General features: G+C 38.4%; 21 protein-coding genes. 12 read left to right on the forward strand and 9 right to left on the reverse strand.

Going from position 1 to position 26,194, the window contains the following annotated elements; translation table 11 throughout:
- Window positions 1-59 precede the first annotated feature (59 nt).
- Window positions 60-839, forward strand: a complete 780-nt coding sequence (locus tag LGQ90_RS12895) for an amidohydrolase (RefSeq protein WP_229341601.1) — start codon at window positions 60-62, stop codon at window positions 837-839.
- On the opposite strand, the gene LGQ90_RS12900 is transcribed toward LGQ90_RS12895, so the two are convergent.
- Window positions 826-2,430: an Ig-like domain-containing domain gene (locus LGQ90_RS12900; protein ID WP_229341602.1), complete on the reverse strand. Its 1,605-nt coding sequence runs from the start codon at window positions 2,428-2,430 to the stop codon at window positions 826-828. The genes LGQ90_RS12895 and LGQ90_RS12900 overlap by 14 nt on opposite strands.
- Before the next feature lie 379 nt (window positions 2,431-2,809).
- On the opposite strand from LGQ90_RS12900, the gene LGQ90_RS12905 reads away from it, so the two are divergent.
- Window positions 2,810-3,640 carry an AraC family transcriptional regulator gene (locus tag LGQ90_RS12905; RefSeq protein ID WP_229341603.1) on the forward strand — a complete coding sequence of 277 codons (831 nt, stop codon included), beginning with the start codon at window positions 2,810-2,812 and terminating at the stop codon, window positions 3,638-3,640.
- 111 nt (window positions 3,641-3,751) lie between these two features.
- Window positions 3,752-5,140 carry a vanadium-dependent haloperoxidase gene (locus tag LGQ90_RS12910; protein ID WP_229341604.1) on the forward strand — a complete coding sequence of 463 codons (1,389 nt, stop codon included), beginning with the start codon at window positions 3,752-3,754 and terminating at the stop codon, window positions 5,138-5,140.
- Between the two features lie 148 nt (window positions 5,141-5,288).
- Here LGQ90_RS12910 and LGQ90_RS12915 read toward each other — a convergent pair whose 3' ends face one another.
- Window positions 5,289-5,969 carry a ComF family protein gene (locus LGQ90_RS12915; RefSeq protein WP_229341605.1) on the reverse strand — a complete coding sequence of 227 codons (681 nt, stop codon included), beginning with the start codon at window positions 5,967-5,969 and terminating at the stop codon, window positions 5,289-5,291.
- Window positions 5,970-6,029: 60 nt separating this feature from the next.
- On the opposite strand from LGQ90_RS12915, the gene LGQ90_RS12920 reads away from it, so the two are divergent.
- From LGQ90_RS12920 to LGQ90_RS12940, 5 genes are all read left to right on the forward strand, one after another.
- Window positions 6,030-6,914: a hypothetical protein gene (locus LGQ90_RS12920; RefSeq protein WP_229341607.1), complete on the forward strand. Its 885-nt coding sequence runs from the start codon at window positions 6,030-6,032 to the stop codon at window positions 6,912-6,914.
- 64 nt (window positions 6,915-6,978) lie between these two features.
- Entirely contained in the window at window positions 6,979-8,526 is a 1,548-nt protein-coding gene (locus tag LGQ90_RS12925; RefSeq protein WP_229341608.1) for a glycine--tRNA ligase, read from the forward strand.
- Between the two features lie 115 nt (window positions 8,527-8,641).
- Window positions 8,642-11,635, forward strand: a complete 2,994-nt coding sequence (locus tag LGQ90_RS12930; protein ID WP_229341609.1) for a T9SS type A sorting domain-containing protein — start codon at window positions 8,642-8,644, stop codon at window positions 11,633-11,635.
- A gap of 76 nt (window positions 11,636-11,711) precedes the next feature.
- Window positions 11,712-12,473, forward strand: a complete 762-nt coding sequence (locus LGQ90_RS12935) for an exodeoxyribonuclease III (protein ID WP_229341610.1) — start codon at window positions 11,712-11,714, stop codon at window positions 12,471-12,473.
- A gap of 7 nt (window positions 12,474-12,480) precedes the next feature.
- Window positions 12,481-13,443, forward strand: a complete 963-nt coding sequence (locus LGQ90_RS12940) for an OmpA family protein (protein ID WP_229341611.1) — start codon at window positions 12,481-12,483, stop codon at window positions 13,441-13,443.
- A 13-nt stretch (window positions 13,444-13,456) separates the two neighbouring features.
- On the opposite strand, the gene LGQ90_RS12945 is transcribed toward LGQ90_RS12940, so the two are convergent.
- The gene (locus LGQ90_RS12945; RefSeq protein WP_229341612.1) at window positions 13,457-14,425 is read right to left on the reverse strand and encodes a carbohydrate kinase family protein; all 969 of its coding nucleotides are present in this window, start codon (window positions 14,423-14,425) and stop codon (window positions 13,457-13,459) included.
- A gap of 196 nt (window positions 14,426-14,621) precedes the next feature.
- Here LGQ90_RS12945 and LGQ90_RS12950 point away from each other — a divergent pair, with 196 nt between their 5' ends.
- Window positions 14,622-15,656, forward strand: a complete 1,035-nt coding sequence (locus tag LGQ90_RS12950; protein WP_229341613.1) for an aldo/keto reductase — start codon at window positions 14,622-14,624, stop codon at window positions 15,654-15,656.
- On the opposite strand, the gene LGQ90_RS12955 is transcribed toward LGQ90_RS12950, so the two are convergent.
- From LGQ90_RS12955 to panC, 6 genes are read right to left on the reverse strand one after another with little or no spacing between them, the layout of a single operon-like run.
- Window positions 15,653-16,789 (reverse strand): M23 family metallopeptidase, encoded by a 1,137-nt coding sequence (locus LGQ90_RS12955; RefSeq protein ID WP_229341614.1) that lies wholly within the window; start codon window positions 16,787-16,789, stop codon window positions 15,653-15,655. The genes LGQ90_RS12950 and LGQ90_RS12955 overlap by 4 nt on opposite strands.
- A 45-nt stretch (window positions 16,790-16,834) precedes the next feature.
- Window positions 16,835-18,199 (reverse strand): DNA repair protein RadA, encoded by a 1,365-nt coding sequence (radA, locus tag LGQ90_RS12960; RefSeq protein ID WP_229341615.1) that lies wholly within the window; start codon window positions 18,197-18,199, stop codon window positions 16,835-16,837.
- Between the two features lie 19 nt (window positions 18,200-18,218).
- Complete coding sequence (locus tag LGQ90_RS12965) at window positions 18,219-19,367, reverse strand: alpha/beta hydrolase (protein WP_229341617.1); 1,149 nt, start codon at window positions 19,365-19,367, stop codon at window positions 18,219-18,221.
- A 35-nt stretch (window positions 19,368-19,402) separates the two neighbouring features.
- A complete protein-coding gene (locus LGQ90_RS12970; RefSeq protein ID WP_229341619.1) occupies window positions 19,403-20,368 on the reverse strand; it encodes a lysylphosphatidylglycerol synthase transmembrane domain-containing protein in 966 nt (321 codons plus the stop codon).
- A 6-nt stretch (window positions 20,369-20,374) separates the two neighbouring features.
- Window positions 20,375-20,725: an aspartate 1-decarboxylase gene (gene panD / locus LGQ90_RS12975; protein ID WP_229341620.1), complete on the reverse strand. Its 351-nt coding sequence runs from the start codon at window positions 20,723-20,725 to the stop codon at window positions 20,375-20,377.
- 7 nt (window positions 20,726-20,732) lie between these two features.
- A complete protein-coding gene (panC, locus tag LGQ90_RS12980; RefSeq protein ID WP_229341622.1) occupies window positions 20,733-21,584 on the reverse strand; it encodes a pantoate--beta-alanine ligase in 852 nt (283 codons plus the stop codon).
- 110 nt (window positions 21,585-21,694) lie between these two features.
- Between panC and LGQ90_RS12985 the strand changes: the two genes are divergently transcribed.
- From LGQ90_RS12985 to glmS, 3 genes are read left to right on the forward strand one after another with little or no spacing between them, the layout of a single operon-like run.
- A complete protein-coding gene (locus tag LGQ90_RS12985; protein WP_229341624.1) occupies window positions 21,695-22,510 on the forward strand; it encodes a glycogen/starch synthase in 816 nt (271 codons plus the stop codon).
- Between the two features lie 36 nt (window positions 22,511-22,546).
- Complete coding sequence (gene bamH / locus LGQ90_RS12990) at window positions 22,547-24,106, forward strand: BamH family beta-barrel-assembly machinery protein (protein ID WP_229341625.1); 1,560 nt, start codon at window positions 22,547-22,549, stop codon at window positions 24,104-24,106.
- 8 nt (window positions 24,107-24,114) lie between these two features.
- Window positions 24,115-25,962, forward strand: coding sequence for a glutamine--fructose-6-phosphate transaminase (isomerizing) (gene glmS / locus LGQ90_RS12995; RefSeq protein ID WP_229341626.1), 1,848 nt, complete (start codon window positions 24,115-24,117; stop codon window positions 25,960-25,962).
- Window positions 25,963-26,194 lie beyond the last annotated feature (232 nt).

Genomic DNA, 26,194 nt, shown 5'->3' on the forward strand with positions numbered 1-26,194 from the left:
TTTGCACAATGATTTAACATGTATTTGGCATTGCTCGCTCAAAATTGATATTTTTGAATATGAGTGAAAAATTAAATATCGCATTTATACAGGCGAATCTTAAATGGGAAGATTCTGAAGCGAACAGGAAATTATTTTCAGCAGAGATTGAAAAGATCTCAGATGATGTGGAGCTGATCATTTTACCTGAAATGTTCACCACGGGATTTAGTATGAACGCCGAAGAACTCGCTGAAGAAACAGAAGCTGAAACCCTGGAATGGATGAGAAAAACAGCCAGGGAAAAATCTGCAGCGATAACAGGAAGTGTTATAATTTCTGAAAATGCTAATTATTACAACCGTTTGTTTTTCGTTTTCCCCGACGGCTCTTATAAACTCTATGATAAAAGACACACCTTTACCCTGGCAAAAGAAGATGAAACCTATACGGGAGGCACTGAAAGATTAATTGTGGAATATAAAGGCTGGAAGATCTGCCCGCTTATTTGCTACGATCTTAGATTCCCGGTATGGGCAAGAAACACGGTAGATTATGATCTTTTGATCTATGTTGCCAACTGGCCGAAAAAGAGAATAAACGCCTGGGATGCTTTACTTAAAGCAAGGGCGATTGAAAATATGGCTTATTGTATTGGTCTTAATAGAACTGGTGAAGATGGCGATGGTTATGTTTACAACGGTCATTCTGCAGCTTATGATCCGCTGGGAGCAGAACTTACCGAACTTGACCGGACCGATGAATTTATTGCCGAATTCAGTATTGAAAAAGCAAGTTTGAACGAGGTGAGGACTCAACTGAAATTCTTACAGGATCGGGATAAGTTTACTTTAAACTAAAGGTTTCCACTTTATCCCAGTTGCTTCTTACATCAATCGTGTCTGGATAATAAAGTATCCTTTCCGGCTTCCGTTTCTTTAGGTAGCTACCCGTGTCCCATTTCATATTTGCGTTGGCATCGTAAATAACCCGGACTAGAAAATCTCCCGGATTCAGGAAATCGAAGGTGAAATTTCCCGAATTTTCTGAATATTGTTCTGCCAGCACCTCTCCCTTTGTGGAAGTAAGCTGAACAATGATGGGGTAAGATTCGATATTCTGGATATTCAGGATGATCCTTCCGTAATCTGAAACTGCTTTGGTGCGAACACTCTGAACAATAGTGTCATTGGTAGTCTGAAAAAGATCGGTGATAGCTCCCGGGAATGCTGAAACCTGGTAATTATTTTCCGGGATTTTCTCAAATTTCAAAACCACTTCATTTTTCATGGGGAAGAATTCAGAGGTAAAAGGAACTTCTGTAGAATCCTTGTCCATGATCTTTATAAATTCATCTGAGTGATCCACTATTGGAGTGTTAGCCTTGAATTTGAAATCTTTATTTATTCCGCCGGTTTCTGTACTCACGATTAAAGAATCTCTGTCTAGGGTTCCTAATCTTGCCAGCAAAGTATCGCGGGTATTTGGTGTTACGACCTCAAAACTTAAGCTGTCCAGTTCGGGTTTTATGTTGTACCAGTAATAAAGGCTGTCTTTTTCCGCATCTTTTATAATGCGATATTCAAAACCTTCCGGCCTGGCAGAAAGTAAATTTATTGAAAGACTATCCAGATCTGGTGTTCCTTCATATCCAAATAAGATCTGATTTCCTTTTAAATGCGAGGGACGTTTGGGGTTGAAATCCAGTTCTTCCTTAAAAACGGTAATTTCATAAGTACTATCTGTGGGAATTGTAACATTTTCAGCAATAAACCCAATTTTTTCAGATTTCGGGTTGTAAAGATAATTGTCATTTTTATCCATGATACCCACCATTTTATAGGTTCCCGCTTTTAAATTCTCCAGGGAAAAAGTGAAGGTGCTATCTTGCGAATAGGTTACATATCTGGGTGTCTCTTTATAAACTATAGAATCTGTATAGGTAGAATCTACTTCATATAACATCACTGAAATTGGTTGAGAGGGAGCTTTGAGTCGGGCGTCTTTTACCGTACCCGAAACCATCAGTGAATCTATATAATCTCCCGTTGAAAAAACATATTTGAAATAGTTATAAGGGTTGGCTTCGTTGTTGTCTACGATGCTTTTTCCAAAGTTGATAGCGTAAGTGGTGTTTTCCTCGAGAGTGTCAAATATCTCTATTTTAATATCCTTTCTGGCAGTTCCTAAAGGCATAATGCTGGGTTTAGGATCCATAGGCGGGGAAACGATGATCTGCTGCTGAGGTTTGTCTAATTTAATGTACTCATCAAAATAGATCCTTATTTCATTTTTATCGAACTGTGTGCTGTAATTCTCAGGATTGGCCCGAATAAATGTTGGCGGTTCTTCATCTATAGGTCCACCTTCGGGCATTCCCTTTTTGGCACACTGTACCATGGTGAAAAGCAAGATCAAAACTATAACAAATCCGGGTATTCTTTTTTTCATAGATATAGATGAAAACTAAAATCTTTTAGCAAAGAAACAATTATTTTGAATTACAACGCAAAGCTTAATCTGTAATTGCCATTATCCTGCCTTTCGATTTTATATTCGTTTTGGTATAATTAATCATAGGTAGCAGACTTAAGCAAAGCAGCTCTTTCATTTAAGATAGTTTTTACGGTTGAATCTAGTATATTAAATTTTATTCTAATCTACACAGTTATACTCTGAACTACCAATAATTCCATAAGGATAAATTAAAATATAATTTTTCAAATGCGGCCTACGAGCCTTAAAATCAATGTTTGCCCTACCATCGAACAAGGCGATTTTTAATTATTTTTAAATTTAAAAATACTGGTGTTCAATTTCAGGTTTAAGGATGATATTCAAAAGTATTTATCCCTGTGTAGCTTTACAGGAATACGTTAGCCTGTACAGGATACGTCATTTTATTATTCCGAGGAACTTAGGAACTTCTCCTAAACCATATCCACCACATCCTGAGCAGTCTATAATATTTTACCCCAGAGGGGCTGAGGTTACTAATTTTCCCGGAGAAAATTCAAAGACAATAAGGCCACGATCTGTGCTGGCCGGGCAATTTACAAAACGTATAGACCGCTGGAGTATTCATAATGAGCTCCTTATCATTCTGGTGGTCTTCAGGCCGGGTGCACTCCATCGCTTAACAGGGATCCCCTTTAGTCTTCTTATAGATAGAGTTATAGATCTAGAGGCTGTTTATCCGCAAAAAGCAAGAGAGGTCAATGAAAGATTAGGTAGTTGTGAAAATTATGAGCAGATGATCGGGATCATCGAGACTTTTTTATTAAGCTTAACCGCAAACCCTAAAATGCTAGCGAGACGACCTGACAGGATTTTTGAATTAATGGTGATAAATAATGCCAATTATAGTCTGGATTGGCTTGCGCGGGAAGCATGCTTGTCAATTCGCCAGCTTGAAAGAAAATCCCAGGAATACCTGGGGGTTAGCCCCAAATTTTTTACCCGTATTGCCAGATTTAACCGGTCATATTATATGAGCATGCAAGATCATGGTCTCGATTGGTTAGATGTAGCTCTTTACTGTGGCTATCATGACTATCAGCATCTGGTGAAAGACTATAAAGAATTTGCACATACCACCCCAAGAAATTTTCTTGAAGAGGAATCCCGGTCACTAGAAAGGGCACTGGGTTTAAACAGTTGATTATCAATTTTTAATGTCGTTTTCTTACCACCAAAGAAAGCTTAAGAATGTTGAATTTTATATAGGCAATCTATGAATTGTTCTTCTTAATGTTTAACTAATAACTCAATTATGAAAACGACATTTAAATTTTTTGGCGGCCTTATATTTTTAATTGGTCTGGGATCTTGCGAAAAAGATCCAATTGAAACAAATGACTCTCAATTATTGAATTCAGCTGATGCAAAAGGCGTTCATAATTTTAATAATGGAATGCTCAATTCGTACAGTAATGAAGTAGTACTAGAATGGAACGAACTATTAAGCGAGTCTATAGACAACCGAATGCCATTGCCGGCGGAATCTAAGATTTATGCAATGGTCACTTTGGCAATGCACGATGCTTTGAACAATGTAGTTCCAAAATATGAAACTTATGCACTGGATAATTCAGAAGTAGATGCAAGTGATATTTCGAAAAAGAATATCCATGCTATCTCTGATGCTGCGGTATCCCAGGCAGCAAGGGATATGATGGTTCAGCTTTTTCCTGCATCCACGGCTGCGGCAGATACCCGGTTGAGTTCTGTTCTTTCGAGCATACAGGATTCAGCTCTGAAAGATCGGGGAATTAATATTGGAAAAGAGGCGGCGGCGGCAGTACTTGAAAAAAGAGCAAATGATTTCCCGCTGATTTTTCAAACATATATCGGAGGAACCGAGCCTGGAGAATACCGGGTTGATTATATGCCCTTTTTGGCCGCGAACCCACCTATCTGGCCAGCGAATGCCGCCTACGCTCCCAATATGGGCGAGTTGGCCCCTTTCGGGATCGAGTCTGGAGATCAGTTCAGGGATGAGGTGCCCTATCCTTTAAATTCCAGTGAATACGTGGCAGATTATAATGAGGTCAAAGCCCTGGGCTGTAATGCCTGCCCTTTAAGAACTGAGGAGCAAACTGAAATTGGAGCCTTCTGGATCGAGAGTAATGCCAGTTCCATGAACAGAATGGCCAGAGCCTTAATTGAAAATAGAAAATTGGATGGCTGGGAGGCAGCAAGATTAATAGGTCTTGTGGAAATGGCTATAATTGATGCTTATATAGCATCTTTTGAGGGAAAAGATTATTTTAAATTATGGAGACCGGTTTCAGCTATAAGAGCCGGGGATTTTGACGGTGTTGATGCTACTGAAGGAGATCTTACATGGACCTCCAGTTTCTTCACCCCTCCAACAGCCGAATTTCCCTCAACCCATGCTTATGCTGGAGGTTCTGCGGCAGCTGTTTTTAAATCTTTTTTCAACAGCGATCATACAAATCTTAATCTTACCAGCCCGTATAATTTACCAGGAGTTGAACGGCATATAACAAGCTTTTCGCAAATGTCTTATGAAACTGCTATTTCCAGGATATATATTGGCTATCACTTTAGGCATGCAGTGGAAGTTGGGGAAAGACAGGGGAAGGAACTTGGAGAATATGTATTCGCAAATAATTTGAGAGAACTAAAAAAGATCTAAGAATATTGAATCGTTTCTAATAAAAGTCCAGTCAAAAAAAGACTGGACTTTTTTAATATTATGTTGAACAAGAATACATAATTGAAGGGAGAGGATTCTTAAATTTAATAGATAATTACTTTCGTACTCGTGAAATTCTCTTCTAGATTCAATCTGTAATTGCCATGGTGGCGATGCTAATTTTTATATCGGGGACTTCATATAATTTATGTGCACAGGCTTCCAGGGTTGCCCCGGTCGTGACCAGGTCGTCTACCAACAGTATATGTTTTCTGACTATTTTATCTGAATTTTGAATTTGTAAGGTTTCTTCCAGCTTTCCCCATCTGGATAACCTGTCTTTTAAAGTCTGGGTTTGTGTAGAACTTATTTTTAATAAAATATCATCAATATATTCTGCATTCAAAGAAGCTGCAATTTCTTTTCCGAAGTCTTCCACCTGATTATAGCCTCTTTCCTTTAATCTCGACTTATGTAGCGGGACGGGGATTATCACGTCAATTTTAGTATTCCAGTCTGAGTTTGAAAGCTCGGTGCCCAGCCATTTGCCCAAATAGGTTCCTATCTCACGGTGACCTCTGTATTTGAGGTCATGAATTAAATGCTGAACCCCGGCTTTTTTGCGAAAGTGCAATAATGCCGTAGCTTTTTCTATCTTTAGCCTGCCATAAAATACTTTTTTAACAGGGTTCTCGTTATCAAGGTGATAACTGGTAACCGGTAGATCGTGCAGGCAGGAAGTACAGATTAGCTCTTCATTTTTGAGCAATTCAGCTTCACAAATGTGGCATACTGTGGGATAAAGCAGATTAATGAAATCGTGAAACATTTGTTAATGGCTTGTACCATACTTGGTTAAACATCTAAATTTACAAACTAAATTAAACTTATGATGACAGAAAAAAAGAACAATACCGCTTTAAAGATTTTGACCGGTATTCTCGCTGTAGCTCTGGTTGCGCTTAGCATTTATACCATAAAATTCTATAACGAGGAAAAAGAAAATAAAGAGATCCTGCAAAAGGAAAAATCTGTGATAGAAGATGAACTCAATGAACTTATCGTGAAATACGATGATGCCATTGAGGAAAATGAGATCATGGATCAGGACCTAGTAAACGCCAGGGATCGAATTTCAAAATTACTGGATTCAGTTAAGGATAATGAAGCTAACCTTGTGCTTATTTCAAGATTTCGAAGAGAAATAGGGAATTTAAAAGCAGAAAAAGATCGTCTTTTTCGAGTGGTGGATAGTTTGAGTACACAAAACCAAATGCTTTCCACTTCTCTGGATAGTACCAGTGCAGCATTACAACAGAGAACAAAACTATCTGATTCTTTAAAAACTACCAATCAAAGCCTGTCTACTAAGGTGGATAAAGCTTCCAGGCTTAAGGTTACCAGTCTTTCAGGAGAAGGGGTGATCGTAAGAAATAGCGGGAAATTGGTTGAAAATGATAATAATCGTCGAGTAGATCAAATTAGAACCTGTTTTTCAATTACGTCTAATGATCTGGCAGAAGCCGGTGAAAAAAACATGTACGTACAGGTCTATAATCCTGAAAATGAACTGGTAGGTGATGAGCTTGTGGTTCAACATGAAGGAGGAACCATGGTCTATAGTGCAGCTTCCAAAGTTTTCTATGAAAATGAGGAGCTTGATGTATGTATACTTTCTAATACCACTGAAGATAAATTACTGGAAGGTAATTACAAAGTATATGTTTATAACGACGCGATGCTTCTTGGTACAGGAAGTTTTAGTCTGAAATAATCTTAATTTATAATTTAAAGACCGTCCTGGATATTATTCAGGGCGGTTTTTTTATTTTTGCGTCATGGCAAAACAAGAAGATCTTTTCAAGAACGTAATATCCCATGCCAAGGAGTATGGATATATTTTCCCTTCCAGTGAAATCTATGACGGTTTAAGTGCTGTATATGATTATGGACAGAATGGTGTTGAATTAAAGAACAACATCAAAGAATACTGGTGGAAAAGCATGACGCAGCTAAACCAGAACATTGTTGGGATTGATGCTTCAATTTTGATGCATCCAACAACCTGGAAAGCTTCCGGCCACGTAGATGCCTTTAACGATCCGCTTATAGATAACAAGGACTCTAAAAAACGTTATCGTGCTGATGTACTGGTGGAAGATTATGCTGAAAAACTTCTTCAGAAAGCTGAAAAGGAGATCACCAAGGCCAAAAAGCGCTTTGGAGCAGATTTCGATGAGAAAATGTACAGGGAAACAAATCCCAGAGTTAAAAGATATCTTGATGACAGAAAAGAGATTCTTGAGCGTCTGGCCCGTTCCCTTACCAATGAGGATCTTGCAGATGTAAAAGCATTGATCGAAGAACTGGAGATCGCAGATCCAGATACTGGTTCCAAGAACTGGACAGAAGTGAGACAATTTAACCTGATGTTTGGAACTAAACTTGGGGCCTCTGCCGATACTGCCACTCAGCTATATCTGCGACCGGAAACGGCTCAGGGAATCTTCGTTAATTTTCTGAATGTACAGAAAACAGGAAGAATGAAGATTCCTTTTGGGATTGCCCAGATAGGAAAAGCTTTCCGAAATGAGATCGTAGCGAGACAATTCATCTTTAGAATGAGAGAATTCGAGCAGATGGAAATGCAATTTTTTGTACGTCCGGGAGAAGAACTGGAATGGTATGAAAAATGGAAAGATATTCGCCAAAACTGGCACAGATCACTAGGTCTGGGTGAAGAGAACTATCGTTTTCACGATCACGAAAAATTAGCACATTATGCTAATGCAGCTTCAGATATAGAATTTAATTTTCCATTCGGTTTTAAAGAACTGGAAGGAATCCATTCCCGAACAGATTTTGATCTTAAAGCCCACGAAGAACATTCAGGAAAAAAATTGAGATTTTACGATCCGGAATTAAAAGAAAATTATGTGCCTTATGTGATTGAAACATCCATAGGTCTGGACCGAATGTTCCTTTCTGTTCTTTCTTCCTCTTTGAAAGAAGAAGATCTCGGAGATGGAAATACTCGAACGGTGTTGAAACTTCCTGCAGTATTGGCTCCAACAAAAGCGGCCATACTTCCATTAGTGAAGAAAGACGGACTTCCGGAATTAGCTCAGAAGATCGTGGATGAGCTTAAATGGGATTTTAATGTTCAATATGACGAAAAAGATGCGATAGGCAGGAGATATCGTCGCCAGGATGCAGCCGGAACGCCATTATGTATCACGGTAGATCACGATTCTTTAGAAGACAACTCGGTTACAGTAAGATTCCGTGACTCTATGGAACAAAAAAGAGTTGCTATTGAAGAACTTGATGCTTTGATAAGACAAGAAACCGATTTTAAAACATGGATGAAAGGTTTTTCAGAATAATCCAGTTCATTTAGATAGGAATTTAAGAAGGCAATTGATTTATTAATTGCCTTTTTTATTTCAATTAAGTCGATAATGTCTATTTTTAAACAATTATATAAGTAAGATCTTTTTGATGATGAAAAAATTATTTCTTCTATTTTCTCTTTGCTTTATTTTTCATCTAAATGCCTTAGGACAGACAAATGAAATAGCAGGTCCTGCGTTTATAGATTCGGCCAGTGTTATAAAATCCGGGCCATTATCAAAAGCCGATTTGAAGCAATCTCACGAGAAAGCTAAATTATATAACCCTAGAAATCGCGGTATTAATAAAGTGGTTCCGGGCAAAGGATTGCCAAAGGGTATAGACCCGGCTTTGCAAAGTAAAATGGGAGAGATCCCAGTTAAATCTCCAATATTTTCTTTTGATGGCGCGGTTTCCAGATCCACTCCTACAGATCCTACCGGAGCAGTTGGTAGAAATCATTATGTAAATGCATGGAACAGTGCTTTTGCAATTTGGGATAAGGAAGGAAATCAAATGCTCCCTCCTTCTTCTTTGGAAAGTATAGGTGGAGCTTTTAATAATGAAACTGATGGAGACCCCATCGTTTTTTATGATGAGGCTGCTGACAGATTTATCCTTATGCAATTTAGTGCGGCGCCAGGAAGTGGAAGCACTTCTCCTCCAGCATTATTGTTCGCGGTGGCTCAGGGTTCAGATCCGGTAAATAGTGGTTGGTATACTTATAGATTTGATCTGGAGTCTTTACCAGATTACCCCAAGATATCACTTTGGAATGACGGTTATTATATAACTACAAATAAAGATGCCCTGGAACCTCAGGGAAAAGAAATTGTTTATGTCCTGGAACGGGACCGAATGTTACAGGGTGACGATAATGTTAGAATCTTAGGTTTTCCCCTTCCCGGCATACAGAACAATGGATTTTACAGTCCGGCAGGATTTAGTGTAATGGGCGGTGATCTACCACCTCCCGGCAATGCCCCAATTATATATCTGCAGGACGATGAATGGGCTGGTGTGAACCAGGATCATTTAAAGTTGTGGTTAATCAATGTAAACTGGAGTAATGTGGGCTCGTCTACGATAGCAGAAAGCCAGGAAATCACCAATGGAGTTTCTCCTTTTGCTGCAACTTTTGACGGAGGCGGATTTCAAAACCTTCCTCAACCCGGTGATACGCCAGAAATAGATGCCTTGCAGGGAGCAATGATGTATATGACCCAGTATAGGAGATTTGGCACCCATAATTCTGTTGTAATGAATTTTGTGGTAGATGTTGAACCATCTGCGGCTAAACATGCGGGTATAAGATGGTATGAATTAAGACAGCAAACTGATGGTAGCCCCTGGAGTGTTTACCAGGAAGGGACTTATGCGCCAGATAACAGCGATCGTTTTAGTGCAAGTATTGGAATAGATCTTAGGGGGAATATTGCAATGGGATATACGGTTTTAAATGATAATCCTGCCAATCCTGTTTTTCCATCCATTAGATATACCGGTCGTTTTGTAAATGATGAGTTAGGTTTAATGACCATTCAGGAAGAATCTATTGTTGAAGGAAATAGTCCCCAGCCCAGACCTGAAGGGAGATATGGTGATTATGCCCATTTAAGTATAGACCCGGTAGACGATCTTACCTTCTGGCATAACGCTGAATATTTCGAAGGTGTGGAAAGAGTAAATAAAGTGGCTGTTTTCAGGATCGCTGCAAATGAACCAAACGATATTGGAGTGGTGGCTTTATTAAGTCCTCAGGATGCAACCCTTACTTCTTCTGAAACTATAACTGTAAGAATCAGGAATTATGGAACCAATGCGCAATCTAATTTTGAAATAAGTTATCGAATTAACGGTGGGCCGTTAGTTACTGAAATTTTTGAAGAAACCATTCCGGCAGAAAGTTCAGCGGAATTTACTTTTGAGCAAACAGGAGATTTTTCTGAAATTGGAGAAATATATACTCTTACTATTTCTACCAATCTCGAAAATGATTCCAATACTAATAATGATACTTTAGAAGTTGAGGTGAAAAACCTTCCTCCAAATGATGTTGGAGTTACTTCTATTGATTCTCCATTTACCGATGAAAATTTAACGAGTACTGAAGAAGTGACGGTTACCGTATCTAATTTAGGAGGAGAAGAGCAACAGAATTTTCCAGTATCCTATCAAATTGGAAATAATTCACCTGTTATTGAAACCTTTAATCAGGTCCTCGAAGTAGGAGAAGATGCAATATTCACATTTAATCAAACTGCAGATTTGTCCAGCTTCGGAAGATACAAGATTGAGGCACGAACGAGATTGGAGAATGATTTTGATCCTACGAATGATGCTGAAACTATTTTTGTATCAAATTTAAACTGTATTCCTGAAGGATCAGATTGTTCCCAGGGGGACGGAATTTTCTATTTTGAGCTGGGGGAAATACTCAATGAACGTATTCCATGTACTATAGGCTATCTTGACTTTAGCGGCAGTGCAACCGATCTTGACAGGTCTGAGGGTGATTACAGTGTTACGGTGGAGACGGGTTTTGCTGAAGGAGATAGAGAAAAGTTTTCTATGTGGATAGATTTTAACGATAATGCTGTTTTTGAAGATGACGAGCGTTTGATTACTTCTGAAGTAATCCCGGAGGCAAACGAACCGTTTACTTATGATTTTAGCATTCCCCGTAATGCAAATCTGGGACAGCACTTGCTTAGAATTCGGGCGGGTGATACCGATTTTTCAGGAGACCTGAACGACCCCTGCTCAGTGATGGCTTATGGTACTACGCATGATTATTCTGTGAATATAACCGATAGTACGCTGGATATTGAAGATTTTATTCTTGATGAAGCTAAGCTCGTTGTAGTCACAGACCCAAATAGGGAAGACCAGTACCGTGTGATCATGGAAACAAGTTTTGACGACCCCCTGAGAATTACCGTGCATAATATTCTTGGTCAGAAATTGATCGAAAATCAGGTGCTTAATGATGGTGATGCCTATGTTTATGAACTGGATATGTCTTATGCTGCAAGAGGTGTATACCTCGTTAGGGTGGGAACTAGAAAAGTGGGTAAAGTCACCCGTTTTATAGTTAAATAATTTTATTAAAGAGCCTAAAATCTATCTGTACTTGCATTTAGTTCAGATAGCCTTATTTTTGGGGAAAATTCAATATATGACCATTATTTCCTATAACGTAAACGGGATTCGTGCCGCAATACGTAAAGGTTTATTAGACTGGCTTCAGCAATCAAATCCCGATGTGGTTTGTATACAGGAGATCAAAGCGCATCCTGAACAATTAGATCTTTCAGAATTTGAAAAAGCTGGATATCCCTATCATTACTGGTATCCGGCTACTAAAAAAGGATATAGCGGAGTAGCGATCCTCAGTAAGACCGAACCTAAGAATGTTACTTACGGTACCGGAATTGAATATATGGATTTTGAAGGGCGAAGTATTCGTGCAGATTTTGAAGATTTTTCAGTAATGAGCCTATATCTGCCTTCAGGAACAAATATTAACAGGTTAGAACTTAAGTTCAAATTTATGGATGACTTTCAGCGATATATTGATCAGCTGAAACTGGAAATTCCTAATCTAATAATTTCCGGAGATTATAACATCTGTCATGAAGCCATAGATATTCACGATCCTGTGCGGCTTAAGAATGTTTCAGGATTTCTTCCGGAAGAAAGAAGATGGATAGATGGTTTTATGAAAAATGGATTTATAGATTCTTTTCGTCATTTTAATGAAGAACCCGATAATTATTCGTGGTGGAGCTACAGAGCCAATGCCAGGAATAATAATAAAGGATGGCGTATTGATTATAATTTGGTGTCAGAACCTCTTAAAAATCGCTTAAAAAGGGCGGTCATTTTGCCTGAAGCATACCATAGTGACCATTGTCCCGTTCTAGTAGAAATTGAATAAACATATTATGAAAATTAGACTTACGGCTGTTTTAGCTATACTGGTATTAATGAGCTCCTGTGTTTCTTCTAAGAAATATGGAGAATTGGAAAGTAAAAATGCTGATCTGCAAAGAAAGAACCGATCCATAAACGATGAATTGGAAACTTTTAGAGGTTCTAATCAGAAAATGGAAAAGGAACTGGCAGGCCTCAAAACTGATTTTGAAACGGTGACCACAGAACGGAATCAGCTAATGGATAAGCTTACTGCTCTGCAGAAGAATTATGAAAGTCTGGAAAAATCTTACGATGCTCTAGAGCAAAATAGTTCCGCAGCAATTGCAGAAAATTCCAGACAGAACAGGGAATTACTGGCACAGCTGGATGAGAAGGAAGCAGCCCTGATCCAGGAAAAGAACAGGTTGGAAAAACTGGAAAAAGACCTTGCTATACGTTCTCAACGAATTGATGAGCTGGAAAGTGTGATCGCAGCAAAAGATGCGAAGATGAATGCGCTTAAGAATGCGGTCTCGAATGCACTTACAAATTTTGAAGGCAAAGGCCTGAGCGTGGAGCAACGAGATGGGAAAGTCTACGTGTCTATGGAAAACAAATTGTTATTTGACTCCGGGAGCTGGGCGGTAAATTCTGAAGGTCGAAAGGCGGTGCAGCAACTGGGAACAGTTTTGGCTCAGAATCCCGATATCGCGGTTTTAATTGAAGGTCATACCGATAATGTTCCTTATGGAGGAAGCGGTCAATTGAAGGATAACTGGGACCTTTCTACAAAAAGAGCAACTTCAATTGTTCAGATATTACGCGAAAATTCAAAAATAGATCCTCAAAGTCTTACAGCAGCAGGCAGGGGAGAATATGCGCCGGTAGCGTCGAATGATTCAGAAGCTGGAAAAGCGAAAAACAGACGGATAGAAGTCATACTTACGCCAAAACTTGATGAGATCACCAGATTGTTAAATGAAGCTAATTAAAAAAGCAAAGGATTCAGGAATAATTTTTCCGGATGATAGCTTCGGTTTCTTCCAGGTTTTTAAAGACATCATAAGTCTTCCCCTGGGTTCTTAAGGCGCCTAATGTATTAGCATAACGGGCCGCCGTCACCGTATCATTATAATAGGTTAAGCCATAGGCCAGGCCACCGGCAAAAGAATCACCACAGCCGGTGGTATCTATGACTTCATCTACGGGGACAGATTCTATCCAGTCTTTTAAAATCTTTCCGTTCTTTTTTGAATAGGCAACACAGCCCCGGGAATCTAAAGTTATGTAAAGGATCTTCACCCCTTTTTCGAGCACATATTCTGCGAATTCATCCAGGTGGTCGATATTTTCTTCATCGTAATGCCCCATTTCTTCAATATTGTACTCGTTTTTGAACCAGCAGCAATAAGATTCTTCTAGATTCATTTTTAGAATGTCAATATAAGGGAACCATTCATCCCGGTCTATCCAGAATTTTCTTTCCCTGCTACCATTTATATTCATAGCGGTAGTAGGGCCATGCGCATCGAAAATTATTAAGCCAGCACTATTTTCTTTAATATATTTTAAGGTGCTAAGGGAAATTTCAAAATCGGTTATAGGTACAAATACAAATGCATGGGCATCCAGAAATGGCTGCACATCTTCAGGTAAAATGGGGTTCATAAAAGCCGTTTGCTTTTCAAGCCGGTTATTCTGATCCAGAAATTTTAGCTCAATAACTGTTCCCCTATCTTTAGTACAATCTAATCCACGTAGATCTATATTTTTATACGGAGACAATAGTTTCTGTATTTCAGCATGATCTTTTTTGTGAACGTGAGAAATGATTATTACCTCCCCTTTGTCTTCTAATAGTTTAGCCAGGGCAATTGCGGGATGGGTGGCACAACCGTATTTCTGTATCTTTTCATTTTTATGAGTTAAGATAGTATCCCTTGGTATGGGGCCTAAAATCGCTATTTTCTTCATCTTCTAAATATTGTTTCATGTTTAGAAATTCTTAATAAACACCAGAGAAACATAAAGGTAGGTAATCTCAAATATATCAAAAAAGAGAGTTTTATTTTCTACTTCTAACCATCACTTGATTAATTTAATATTAATCATGCCCGGTTTTATGCTTTATTTAATTATCATAAATTGCGGCTCAAATGCATAATTGAAAATGAAATATACACATCTTCCTAATACCGATATAAAAGTTAGTAAAATTTGTCTTGGCTCCATGACCTGGGGTCAGCAGAATACCGAAGCTGAAGGTCATGAACAAATAGATTACGCGCTGGATAGGGGTGTGAATTTTATTGATACTGCCGAGATGTATTCTATTCCTGCCCGTCCTGAAACTCAGGGTAGCACAGAAAAAGTGATCGGGAGCTGGCTTAAGAAGACCGGTAGGCGTGATGATGTGGTGATCGCTTCAAAGGTAGCCGGACCGGCTGAAATGGTTTCTCATATTCGAAAGGATCTTGGTTTTCATAAATCGGCAATAGAGGATGCGATTGATAAAAGCTTAAAAAGACTGCAAACAGATCATATAGATCTTTATCAATTACACTGGCCTGAACGAAATACTAATTTCTTCGGAAAAAGGGGGTACGAGAATGATAAGGATGAACCATGGGAAGATAATTTCAAAGAGATCCTGGAGAATTTAAAGTACTTTATAGACAAAGGTAAAATAAGGCATATTGGTTTGTCTAATGAAACTCCTTTTGGGTTGATGCGCTTTCTTGAAGAAAGTAAGAATGATCTTCCCAGGGTGGTCACCGTTCAAAACCCCTATAATCTATTGAACCGAAAGGATGAAATTGGGCTAACGGAGATCTATCATCGTGAAAATGTAGGCCTCTTTCCTTATTCACCCTTGGGAATGGGAACTTTAAGTGGAAAACATCTCAATGGAATCCAGGAAAACACCAGGTTGAGTCTTTTTCCTCAATATAAGCGGTATTCAAATCAGGAGGCCGTAAAGGCAACAAAAAAATATAAAGAACTGGCCGATAAGCATAATTTGAGCCTTACCCATTTATCCCTGGCTTTTGTGAATCAGCAGCCTTTTGTGACCAGTAATATTATTGGAGCCACCAATATGGATCAGTTAAAGGAGAATATTGAAAGTATTGATGTGGTTCTTTCGGAAGAGTTATTGGATGAAATAAACGAGATTCATAATTCTATCCCCAATCCCGCACCTTAATTGACAGATCTTACCAGACTTTCATGAATAAACATGGAACGGTCCAGGCTATCACGAACGTGGAACCAATCCTCTGTTTTTCCCTGGACCATTAAAGTCTCGCCGAATTTCCCTTTTTTGATGATAGAAGAATTATTGGAGGCAGGTTTATTCCTGAAATTTGCGGTTGGAGAATTCACCTTAATCCTGGAAGATATTTGCTCTTCTATGGATTCTTTATTTTCGGGTTCTTCGGTCAAATAAACAAAGCCTAGCGGATCTATAGCGCCTTCATTCCTTCTGTAAATACCAAAATGTAAATGCGGCGGGGTGGTTCTCGCATTTCCGGTATTTCCTACAAATCCAAGCGTATCTCCGGCATTTACCCGGCGTAGACCAGGAACAATACTGTCTAGATGCGCATAATATAAAGATTGTTTACGTTTAGAATCCCGTAACCAGACCTGCTTGCCACCCAGGCCTTTTTCACCTGTAAAGCCGACTCTGCCTTGAGTTGGAGCTATCACCGGCGTACCTTTTTTAGCGAAAATATCAATTCCTTTATGATTCCTTTTTCCACCGTCCCGAATATCCCCCCAGTAACTTCCAATATCCGCATTTTGTCCGTTTAGTACAGGAAAAAGGTAGGTCGGAGATTTTTTAATGCTAATTTGGAATGGAGTATTTGCTTCGATTTCTGGCTGAATAAGGATCTTATAAAGCCCTTTTTCCTGGATCTCAAATTTTAAATTTCTGGTTTGAGGTTCACCAGATTTGATCTTCTGAAAATCTTTACTTTCGGAATCCGTTTTTTTATAGAGTTCAGAAAATACAAGGGTAGAAGAACTATCTGTAGTTGTTTCAGCTTCAATAACCTCACCGGGCATGAGGTAAGTCTCGTAAGAATAGATCGCAAAATTTCTCGGCTTTAATTGCCCGGTTTCAAGATATGGAAGTTCAATTTCCAGACTATCATCCAGTGCTTGCGGAATTCTACTTTGCCAGATCTCAAATATTTCATCTGAAATTTCTCTGTCTTTTTTATACTGCTCCTTTTCAGAAAGTCCGGTAATAAGTTCTTCAGCTTTTTCCAGCTGAGAGCAGGAAAAAAACAAAAGGCAGATAAAGAAAGAGAAAATTTTTATTGACCGCATACATCATTCAGATTGACCCAAATATACGCAGTAATTATGCCAATTTTAGCCAAAAAGATGACTCACCACATCTTCTATTTTAGCCACTTTAATGATCCTTATATTAAAATCGCCCTTCGGAATTTTACTTTGCTTAGATACCATAATAGAAGCGAAACCTAATTTTTCTGCTTCAATAATGCGTTGCTCAATTCGGGTTACGGGTCTAATTTCACCGGCAAGGCCTACTTCTGCTGCAAAACAGGTGTCTTTTTCCAGAGATACATCCTCGTTAGAAGAAAGTATGGCGGCAATCACGGCAAGATCTATGGCGGGGTCATCAACGCTAATTCCGCCGGTTACATTTAAAAAAACATCTTTTGCTCCCAGCCGGAAACCTGCTCTTTTCTCTAGCACGGCCAAAAGCATATTCAGTCTTTTAGCATTATAACCTGTAGTACTACGCTGAGGGGTGCCATAAACAGCAGTACTAACCAAAGCCTGGATCTCTATCATGAGAGGTCGCATTCCTTCCAGAGTGGAAGCAATGGCAGTTCCGCTAAGGTCTTCGTCATTTTTGGAAATGAGAATTTCAGAAGGATTGATCACTTCTCTTAATCCGCTGCCCTGCATTTCATAGATTCCTAGCTCATGGGTAGAGCCAAATCTGTTCTTATGCGCTCTTAATATTCTATAAACATGGTTTCTATCCCCTTCAAACTGGAGAACCGTGTCTACCATATGTTCAAGGACTTTGGGCCCGGCAATACTACCTTCTTTAGTGATGTGGCCAATCAGGATCACCGGGGTATTGCTTTCTTTAGCAAATTTTATAAGTTCTGCCGTACATTCCCTGATTTGAGAGATGCTGCCAGGCGAGCTTTCGATATAATCGCTGTGAAGTGTTTGAATGGAGTCTATAATGACCACTTCCGGTTCTACTTCTTCTACCTGCCGGAAGATGCTCTGGGTTTTGGTTTCAGTTAAAATAAAGCAATTAGCAGGATTAGGGTTTATACGTTCAGCTCTCATTTTAATCTGCTGCTGGCTTTCCTCTCCCGAAACATACAGAACCTTATACTTAAGCCCTAAGGATATTTGTAATAAAAGTGTACTTTTTCCTATTCCCGGTTCACCACCAAGAAGGGTTAGGGATCCGGGTACAAGTCCACCGCCAAGAACCCGGTCTAATTCATTATTACCGGTGTTCATCCGGTTTTGAGGGGTATTTTCAATATCGGTTATCAGTAATGGTTTTGAAGCTTTTTTTGCTTCTTTTTTAGCTGAAGTTTTCCAATCCTTAGGATCTGGTTTTTGCACCAATTCTTCAACTATGGTATTCCAGTCTCCACAGGAATTGCATTTTCCCTGCCATTTAGAATACTGCGCACCACATTTCTGACAATAATAGGTAGTCTTGACCTTGGCCATTTAATAGATCTATTTTATGCTAATAACCGAAATCTTTTTTAATCGCCTCGGCTTTTTCAAGCATAAAATCTGTGTCTAAAAATGCTATTTTTTCCTGACCGTAAGCATTCTGATATATTCTCATTGCTTTCTTGGGATTTCCGGTTTCTTCTTCATAGCGGGCTTCAAAGAAAGTACCCAGCATGGTCCCGGGGTAGTGATCAAAAGCCATTTTATATAATATTTTATAATCTTCCCAGTTTCTTGTCTTTTCTATAGCTTTATAGACAGCCATAAAGTCGTTCACGCTAATTTTTCTTTCCAGACCATATAATTCTTTGATGGAATTATATTTATCAGCTAAATACTGGGAGGGAGAAACTGAAGTTTGAAGAAGTATTTCGTTATAATCCTTCGTTGAAATAGGCCTGTAGATCTCAAACATGCTGGATATTGCCGAGGGAATTGCTTTTCCTACCAGCGAGTAATGAGTTTCATCTTCAAAATTCTGGAATTTATAGGAAACCATTTCATTGTCAATATTTTTCAACTGATTATCGAAACTTAAAATATCATTCTTGAGTTTTGGAATATCCTCACTGCTGGTGGCCAAATAGAACCATTTTTTTGATTGAGCTGTTTGCAGGGCGTTTGTAACTCTATTCGCCATTTCGGGCGCAAGATCGGGGCTAAGATTGATGTATCCCTGGAATATTGGCGCCTGTTTTAGCAGGTAATAATTAATGAAATTAGAGGTAAAATCATGACCTACGATAATCCTAAAATTTGCAGTCCTGTATTTTTGATCTAATTGAGCCAAAAGGTCCATTCCAATAAATTCGAAGAATTTAGCTCCTTTGCCTTCCGGTAAGAAATTTTTGTCGGAATAATAGGTGTCATCCATACGAATCCCATCCTGATTGATTCCCACTACGATCATTTCCGGGATGTCTTCCCAGTAAGAATAATAGTCAACCATTCCCGCTACGGGCTCGAATAAATAATCTCCATCGAGAACCACTACCACGGGATAGCGTTTTTCAGAATTTTCTTCGTAATTCCTTGGTAACTGGACTTTTATCTGCCTGGTTTCACCAAGTTTTTGAGAGGAAATACTTTCGTATTTGATCTGTGAATTGCTCACTATTGGCAATGAAATTGCCAATAGCAAAAGTAATAATCGTTTCATAGGTGTAGTATTGATTCGGGCCTACAATATAACTATTATTTCCTATTGTTTAAAAACGGAAGTAAAATAAAGGATAAGCCTCCAAACAGCAGTACTACAAAGGTTTGCGTTGCCCAGGAAATCCATCCGAAGGCTTCAGCTGCATGATTCTGAATTCCAAAAAAGATCAGAACACCACCTACAGCAAGTGGATAAACACCTATCCCCCCGTTAGTTGCAGAGACGGCAAAAGATCCAACTACGAATGCGGCCATAATAATTCCTATCGGCGTATTCGCTGTTTCCGGAATGCTTAATTTGATAACGAAGAACATGATAAGGTACATGGTCCAGATGAAAATAGTATGGAAGATAAAAGCCCATTTTTGTTCCATTTTCAGAATGCTTCTCATGCCTTCCAGGAGGCCTTTGGCTAGCTTCTTTATTTTTTTAAAGGGTAGCCAACTTGACCGGCGTATTATGTTAAGACCAATAATTATAAATACAACCAGCCCAAGAAAAATAAGGAATGTGTTTAAAGGTTTGATGTTTTGATCGCTGAGGTAGGCCAGGAGATCATCGGTTTGCAAAATTAAAGCCACTCCAATAATAAGCATCAGAATTAAAAGATCTGCCACTCTTTCGGATATAATTGTTCCAAAACCCTTTTCAAAAGGCACATTCTCGTAGGTAGAAAGGGTGACCGCTCTTAGAACTTCTCCTGAACGAGGAATTCCAAAATTTGCCAGATAAGCTACCATCACGGCCATAAATCTATTTGCCTGAGAAGACTTATAACCCATTGGTTCCAGCATAAACTTCCAGCGATATGCCCGTGAAAAATGGGAGACTGTTCCAAGGATAAACGATACAAAGATCCAGAACTTATTGGCGTCTATAATACTCTGCCAGAGATTTTCCCGTTCCTGTGCTGTAGAACTTTTTAAAGAATACCAGATCAAAAAAATCCCCAGAAACAAGGGGATACTGATCTTTAATATTCTGATGAATTTTTTTTTCAAAAATACTTACTTCAGTAAATTAGTTTCTTCGTCTGGAAATACGAGAGCCGGTTTAAAATTCCTCGCTTCTTCCAGTTCTATAATTCCATAGGCTATAATAATAAGAATATCGCCTTTAGCAACTTTACGAGCGGCTGCACCGTTTAAAGTAATTTCCCCGGTATTTCTTGGGCCAGGAATTACATAAGTTTCCAGGCGTTCTCCATTGTTGTTATTTACAATCTGTACTTTTTCACCTTCAATAATATTAGCAGCTTCCATAAGATCCTCATCTATGGTCACACTGCCTATATAGTTAAGATCGGCTCCGGTTACTTTTACCCTGTGAATTTTTGATTTTACTACGTGAATTTGCATTTCTAAATTAGTTGTCCAGAGCAATATTATCAATCAATCTAATATCATCGGCATAGGCCGCAATAAAAGCTCTGTATTGTTTTCCTTTTTCTTTTATATTTATTTTTTTCAAAGTCTCTACATCTGCAATTTGAAAATACTCCAGTTTGAGATGCTGATTATCTTTAAATCTATTTTCCACCCAATTGGTGATATAACTTGCACTTTCTGTGCCAAATAGTTGGCTGGCACCCGTTAAGGTTTCGTAAATAAAGGCGGCTTCTATTCGATTTTGGCTACTTAGACGTTCATTTCTGGATGACCTTGCAAGTCCCGATTCTTCTCTTAGAATTGGACAGCCTATAATTTCCACGGGTAAACCGGTTTTATCAGTTAATTTTCTGATGATCTGCAGTTGCTGATAATCCTTTTCCCCAAAAAAGGCTTTTTCTGGAGTGATTGTTTCGAAAAGATGTTTCACCACGGTACCTACCCCGTCAAAATGGCCGTGTCTAAATTCACCTTCCATTACCGATTCTAATCCTTCAAAATCAAATTTTTCAGATGAAATATGTTCTCCATATAACTCATTCGCGTTTGGTGAAAATACCCATATATCTGGAGTCTCGGCCTTTAAAAGTTCCAGGTCTCTTTCTAAATTCCGCGGATACTTTTCCAGATCTTTTGGATTGTCAAATTGGGTTGGATTCACGAAAATACTTACGATGACCTGGTCCGATCTTCTTAAAGCATTTTTCACCAGAGAAAGGTGTCCGTCATGAAGTGCTCCCATTGTTGGAACTAATCCAACGCTTTTCCCAGCAGATTTTATCTTCTGAATAGCCTGTATAAGTGGTTGTTTCTCCCTAAAAACCTGCATTTTATTATAAAATTAACAGCGTGCAAACTTAATATATCTCTGGCAATCTGCATAAATTTTTGTAATTTTGCGTGTTTTTTATTCGGAAACGTAACTAAAGTAAAGAATTTATGAAAGATAAGAGAGTGTTATACGTCTCATCTGAAGTTATACCCTACTTACCTGAAACCGATATCTCCTCAACCTCTTTTGAAGCTGCGAAAATGGTGAATAACCTGGGAGGGCAAATCAGGATTTTTATGCCAAGGTTCGGGAATATCAATGAACGCAGACATCAATTACATGAAGTAATTCGTCTGTCGGGAATGAATCTTGTGATCAATGACCTGGATATGCCGCTTATTATAAAAGTAGCCTCTATTCCAAAAGAAAGAATGCAGGTCTACTTCATAGATAATGAAGATTATTTTAAAAGGAAGGCAACTTTAACTGACGAGGACGGAAATCTCTTTTCTGATAATGACGAAAGAGCTATATTTTTTGCAAAAGGAGTTATAGAAACAGTTAAAAAATTAAACTGGTCACCGGATATCATTCATGTACATGGCTGGTTATCGTCTTTACTTCCATTGTATCTAAGGAATTATTATGGTAATGAACCTTTGTTCAAAGATTCAAAAATTGTAACCTCTGTTTACAATCAAAGTTTTGATGGAACGTTAGATGAAGAGTTGAGAGAGAAAATTTTGTTTGATGGCTTTGAGAATGCAAACGTAAAACATTTAAAAACTCCTAATTTTGTAAACCTCATTAAAACTGCGGTTGATAATTCTGATGCTGTGGTTATGGGTGGAGACAATGTGCCGGAAGAATTGAAGACATACGTTGATAAACTTAATAAACCGGTACTTCCATTTACTGAAAAAGAGAATTTCTCTCACGCCTATCAGGAATTTTACGACACTAAAGTATTGTCTGAAAAGTAAGAAAAGTATTAAATGAGATTAAATAAATTATTTAAAATGACAGCTGTCGCGGCTGTTGTTTTCGCTTTTGTAGCCTGTGATGAAGATTTTACAGAAATTGGAGGAGAAATTATTAATAATCCTTCAAATGTTGAGTTAAGAGAAGTGGAAGTGAATGCCTATTCTCAAAAATTAAATTCTTTACAAACCAATAATTTGGATAACTATTTTCTTGGTTCTGTTAACCATCCGGTCTATGGAGAAAGCACTGCGAGTATTGTAACCCAGGTAGGTTTGTCGGCTCCAGATCCAGACTTTGGGGAGAATGTTCAACTGGACAGTGTGGTGATGACCATTCCATATTATTCAACAGAAGTGCAGTCCTCAAATAATGAATCTGAAATTGAATATAAATTGGATTCAGTTTACGGAGATGGATCGTTAAATCTGAAAATTTACGAAACAGGATTTTTTCTGAGTGATCTAGATCCAGATGCTAATTTTGAGCAAAGTCAAAAATATTATTCAGACCAGCAGGACCTTGTGGAGCAAAATATCCTTGGAGCACCTTTATACACTGAAAATAATTTTGAACCATCTAATGAAGCCTATTTTTCATATGAATTGAATAATGTTGGTGATAATGATACGATTACCAATGCGCCGGCACTCAGGGTACAACTCCCTGTCGATTTCTTTGAAGAAAAATTTATTAATAAAATAGGTTCTGATGATCTGAGGGATAATAATAGTTTTAAAAATTATTTTAGAAGTCTATTATTTAAGGCTGAACCTAATGGCACCGGCAATCGTCAGGTTTTATTGAATCTTTCAAGTCAGGACGCGAAAATCAGCCTGTATTATACTTCTGAAGTAGAGGGAAATGATGGAGAGATCGAAAGAGTGAGAGGCTCCTATGCCTTGAATATTTTCGGAAATAATCGTTTCAATACTTACACGGGAGAGTTTCCTGCAGATATTCTTCAAAATATCGAAAGTCAGTCCACGGAAACCGGTGCTGAAAATCTTTATTTAAAAGCCCAGGAAGGAAGTATGGCCGTAATAGAGTTATTTCCAGATCCGGAAGTGCTGGAAAATTTGAAAGAAGAAGATTTGTTGGTAAATGAAGCCGATCTTACTTTTTATATAAACGAAGATCTGGCTGCTGATGAATTACAGCCCAGACGCTTGTATCTATATGATCTGAAAAATAATACCATTATTGCAGATTATGCGCTGGATGGTACTTACAGTCCTTCTTTTCCTGAAGTATCCCTATCTAATTTCTCCCAACCTTTGAAAGTAGCGGAAGATGAAAGTGGATCTTTTTATAAATTGAGAATCACCAATCACGTTAGCAATATAATTAATGAAGATGCTGAGAATGTTAGATTAGGACTGGTTGTGGTTGCAAATATAAATTCTCTTGTGGTGAGAAATCAGCAAGGTGCTATTGCAGGCGCGATAATGTCATCGACCAGAGAATCATCTCCTGTCATAGAGCAGGTGCCATCAGGGACTTTATTGTCTCCTTACGGAACCGTCTTGCATGGTAACCTCTCTGCAGATGATGAAAAAAGATTGAAATTAAAAATTTATTATACCAACTTTAATTAGTAGAAAAGATGTGTGGAATTGTTGGATATATAGGACATAGAGAAGCTTATCCTATTGTTTTAAAAGGCTTACAAAGACTGGAATATAGAGGTTATGATAGTGCAGGGATTGCACTTTATGACGGGAACGAATTAAAAATGAGCAAGACCAAAGGAAAGGTCGCTGATTTGAAAACCCGTTTGGAAAGTGAAATTTCTACAAATGGAACGGTTGGAATTGGTCATACCAGATGGGCAACCCATGGAGAGCCTAATGATGTGAATTCTCATCCGCATTATTCCAATTCTGGGGATCTTGTTATTATTCATAATGGAATTATCGAGAACTATGATGCCCTTAAAAAGGAATTAAAGAAAAGAGGTTATACTTTCAAGAGTGATACAGATACAGAAGTATTGGTAAACCTTATTGAAGATGTTATCCTTAAGGAGGATGTAAAGCTTGGGAAAGCAGTTCAGATTGCCCTTAACCAAACTGTTGGAGCTTATGCAATTGCTGTTTTCAACAAAACTAAACCCGACGAGATAGTTGTGGCAAGACTTGGTAGTCCATTGGCTATCGGGGTTGGGGATGATGAATTCTTTGTTGCCTCAGATGCATCTCCTTTTATTGAATTTACAAATAACGCGATCTACCTTGAAGATGGTGAGATGGCGGTTATTAGAAGACATAAAGAAGTTAAGATAAGAAAGATCAAAGATGATTCTTTGGTAGATCCTTATATTCAGGAACTTCAATTAAACCTGGAGCAGATAGAGAAAGGTGGATATGAGCATTTTATGCTGAAAGAGATCCATGAACAGCCAAGTGCAATTACTGATACCTACCGTGGTAGAATGTTGGTAGACCAGGGCTTAATAAGAATGGCCGGGGTAGATGATAATATGGAGCGAATCTCAAACGCTAAACGTATTATTATTGTAGCCTGTGGTACTTCATGGCATGCTGGACTTGTAGCTGAATATATCTTTGAAGATATTGCCAGAATTCCTGTAGAAGTTGAATATGCTTCAGAATTCAGATATAGAAATCCTGTAATCTCTGAAAATGATGTAGTGATCGCTATTTCTCAAAGTGGAGAGACAGCAGATACCATGGCGGCTATTAAGCTTGCAAAAGAAAAAGGAGCTTTTACTTTTGGAGTATGTAATGTGGTAGGTTCTTCAATTTCAAGAGAAACTCATGCTGGAGCTTATACCCATGCTGGGCCGGAGATTGGTGTTGCCTCTACAAAGGCTTTTACTACTCAAATTACTGTACTTACCCTAATGGCTTTAAAATTAGGTAAGTTTAAAGGAACCATTTCTCATAGCGATTTCCAATTCCACCTTCAGGAACTGGAAAGAATTCCGGAGAAAGTAAAAGAGGCTCTGAAATCTGATGAGCTTATTCAGGAAATAGCAAATAAATATAAGGATGCACCTAATTGTTTGTATTTAGGGCGTGGTTACAATTTCCCTGTAGCCCTGGAAGGAGCCTTGAAACTTAAAGAAATCTCTTATATTCATGCAGAAGGCTATCCTGCTGCAGAAATGAAGCACGGTCCTATTGCACTTATCGATGAACAAATGCCTGTAGTGGTAATTGCTACCAAAAAAGGGCATTATGAAAAAGTGGTTAGTAATATCCAGGAGATCAAATCCAGAAAGGGTAAGATTATTGGTATTGTAACTAAAGGAGATGAAGAGGTTAGAGACCTTGCAGATTATGTGATCGAAGTTCCGGAAACTATGGAATCACTTACGCCATTATTAACGACGATTCCGTTACAATTACTTTCTTATCACATTGCAGTGATGCTTGGTAAGAATGTAGATCAGCCAAGGAACCTTGCTAAATCAGTAACGGTAGAATAAGAATAAAATATTTTAATAGAAAGATTATAAGAAGCCCACTGATTATTCACTGGGCTTTTTTTATTTTCAATTTTTGTAAACTTGAGATTAACTGTGTCTTTTAAATCAGGTTTTTAGCTGTTTTGCTAAACATTGAAAACTTCTCAATTTTTCAATATGTTTTTTGCCAGAAAAATTTATCTTTGCAGCCTGAAAATGACCTGTTTCTTTTTTATGGTTTTTTAAATTAACG

The organism is Christiangramia sediminis (assembly GCF_020552705.1).
GTDB classification, from domain to species: domain Bacteria; phylum Bacteroidota; class Bacteroidia; order Flavobacteriales; family Flavobacteriaceae; genus Christiangramia; species Christiangramia sediminis.

Excerpts from the sequence above, each read along its gene's own strand:
- LGQ90_RS12895 (WP_229341601.1), top strand. The coding sequence starts at position 60 with ATGAGTGAAAAATTAAATATCGCATTTATACAGGCGAATCTTAAATGG.
- LGQ90_RS12900 (WP_229341602.1), bottom strand. The coding sequence starts at position 2,430 with ATGAAAAAAAGAATACCCGGATTTGTTATAGTTTTGATCTTGCTTTTC.
- LGQ90_RS12905 (WP_229341603.1), top strand. The coding sequence starts at position 2,810 with ATGATATTCAAAAGTATTTATCCCTGTGTAGCTTTACAGGAATACGTT.
- LGQ90_RS12910 (WP_229341604.1), top strand. The coding sequence starts at position 3,752 with ATGAAAACGACATTTAAATTTTTTGGCGGCCTTATATTTTTAATTGGT.
- LGQ90_RS12915 (WP_229341605.1), bottom strand. The coding sequence starts at position 5,969 with ATGTTTCACGATTTCATTAATCTGCTTTATCCCACAGTATGCCACATT.
- LGQ90_RS12920 (WP_229341607.1), top strand. The coding sequence starts at position 6,030 with ATGATGACAGAAAAAAAGAACAATACCGCTTTAAAGATTTTGACCGGT.
- LGQ90_RS12925 (WP_229341608.1), top strand. The coding sequence starts at position 6,979 with ATGGCAAAACAAGAAGATCTTTTCAAGAACGTAATATCCCATGCCAAG.
- LGQ90_RS12930 (WP_229341609.1), top strand. The coding sequence starts at position 8,642 with ATGATGAAAAAATTATTTCTTCTATTTTCTCTTTGCTTTATTTTTCAT.
- LGQ90_RS12935 (WP_229341610.1), top strand. The coding sequence starts at position 11,712 with ATGACCATTATTTCCTATAACGTAAACGGGATTCGTGCCGCAATACGT.
- LGQ90_RS12940 (WP_229341611.1), top strand. The coding sequence starts at position 12,481 with ATGAAAATTAGACTTACGGCTGTTTTAGCTATACTGGTATTAATGAGC.
- LGQ90_RS12945 (WP_229341612.1), bottom strand. The coding sequence starts at position 14,425 with ATGAAGAAAATAGCGATTTTAGGCCCCATACCAAGGGATACTATCTTA.
- LGQ90_RS12950 (WP_229341613.1), top strand. The coding sequence starts at position 14,622 with ATGAAATATACACATCTTCCTAATACCGATATAAAAGTTAGTAAAATT.
- LGQ90_RS12955 (WP_229341614.1), bottom strand. The coding sequence starts at position 16,789 with ATGCGGTCAATAAAAATTTTCTCTTTCTTTATCTGCCTTTTGTTTTTT.
- radA (WP_229341615.1), bottom strand. The coding sequence starts at position 18,199 with ATGGCCAAGGTCAAGACTACCTATTATTGTCAGAAATGTGGTGCGCAG.
- LGQ90_RS12965 (WP_229341617.1), bottom strand. The coding sequence starts at position 19,367 with ATGAAACGATTATTACTTTTGCTATTGGCAATTTCATTGCCAATAGTG.
- panD (WP_229341620.1), bottom strand. The coding sequence starts at position 20,725 with ATGCAAATTCACGTAGTAAAATCAAAAATTCACAGGGTAAAAGTAACC.
- panC (WP_229341622.1), bottom strand. The coding sequence starts at position 21,584 with ATGCAGGTTTTTAGGGAGAAACAACCACTTATACAGGCTATTCAGAAG.
- LGQ90_RS12985 (WP_229341624.1), top strand. The coding sequence starts at position 21,695 with ATGAAAGATAAGAGAGTGTTATACGTCTCATCTGAAGTTATACCCTAC.
- bamH (WP_229341625.1), top strand. The coding sequence starts at position 22,547 with ATGACAGCTGTCGCGGCTGTTGTTTTCGCTTTTGTAGCCTGTGATGAA.
- glmS (WP_229341626.1), top strand. The coding sequence starts at position 24,115 with ATGTGTGGAATTGTTGGATATATAGGACATAGAGAAGCTTATCCTATT.